1 protein-coding gene is annotated in these 1172 nt (G+C 47.4%); it reads left to right on the top strand.

The window, feature by feature from the left end:
• Window positions 1-78 precede the first annotated feature (78 nt).
• The coding region (locus ATB76_RS26700) for a flagellin (protein ID WP_061036400.1) at window positions 79-1172 on the top strand (1094 nt) is incomplete at its 3' end.

Genomic DNA, 1172 nt, shown 5'->3' with positions numbered 1-1172 from the left:
AAGTAACTTTGAGAGAACTACTTGGTTTTCCGAGACGTCGGAAACCGCTACATCGGAAAATCAATTGGAGAAATCACCATGGCAGTGAATGTAAACACAAACGTATCAGCGATGACCGCTCAGCGTTACCTAAACAACGCAAACTCAGCACAACAAACTTCTATGGAGCGTTTGTCTTCAGGTTTCAAAATCAACAGCGCGAAAGACGACGCTGCGGGTCTTCAAATCTCGAACCGCTTGAACGTACAAAGCCGTGGCCTGGATGTGGCTGTTCGTAACGCGAACGACGGTATCTCTATTGCACAAACTGCTGAAGGTGCAATGAACGAGACAACCAACATCCTGCAACGTATGCGTGACCTATCTCTTCAATCTGCGAACGGCTCTAACTCAAAATCTGAGCGTGTTGCGATTCAAGAAGAAGTAACGGCACTGAACGACGAACTAAACCGTATCGCTGAAACGACATCTTTCGGTGGTAACCGCCTACTTAACGGTACTTACGGCACTCAGTCTTTCCAAATCGGTGCGGACAACGGTGAAGCAGTAATGCTTAACCTAAAAGACATGCGCTCAGACAACCAAATGATGGGCGGCGTGAGCTACCAAGCTGACAACGGCAAAGACAAAAACTGGAACGTTGCTGCTGATAAATCAGACATGAAAATCAGCCTAACGGACAGCTTTGGTCAAGAACAAGAAATCAACATCAGCGCGAAAGCGGGTGACGATATCGAAGAGCTAGCAACTTACATCAACGGTCAAACAGACCTAGTGAAAGCGTCAGTAGACCAAGACGGTAAGCTGCAAGTGTTTGCGGGCAACAACAAAGTGGAAGGCGACGTTGAATTCTCTGGCGGCCTATCTGGTGAGCTAGGTCTAAACGACGGTAAGAAAGTAACGGTTGATACTATCGACGTAACATCAGTAGGTGGTGCACAAGAGTCTGTGGCCATCATTGATGCCGCATTGAAATACGTAGACAGCCACCGTGCAGAGCTAGGTGCTTTCCAAAACCGTTTCAACCACGCAATCAGCAACTTGGATAACATCAACGAGAACGTGAACGCGTCGAAGAGCCGTATCAAAGATACCGACTTCGCAAAAGAAACGACTCAAATGACCAAGTCACAAATTCTATCGCAAGCGTCAAGCTCAATCCTTGCGCAAGC

It is taken from the genome of Vibrio sp. MOR3 (assembly GCF_001557775.1).
In the GTDB taxonomy this organism is placed as follows: domain Bacteria; phylum Pseudomonadota; class Gammaproteobacteria; order Enterobacterales; family Vibrionaceae; genus Vibrio; species Vibrio jasicida.
The sequence above is the reverse complement of the archived record's forward strand: the minus strand, read 5'-3'. Positions and strand labels throughout refer to the sequence as shown.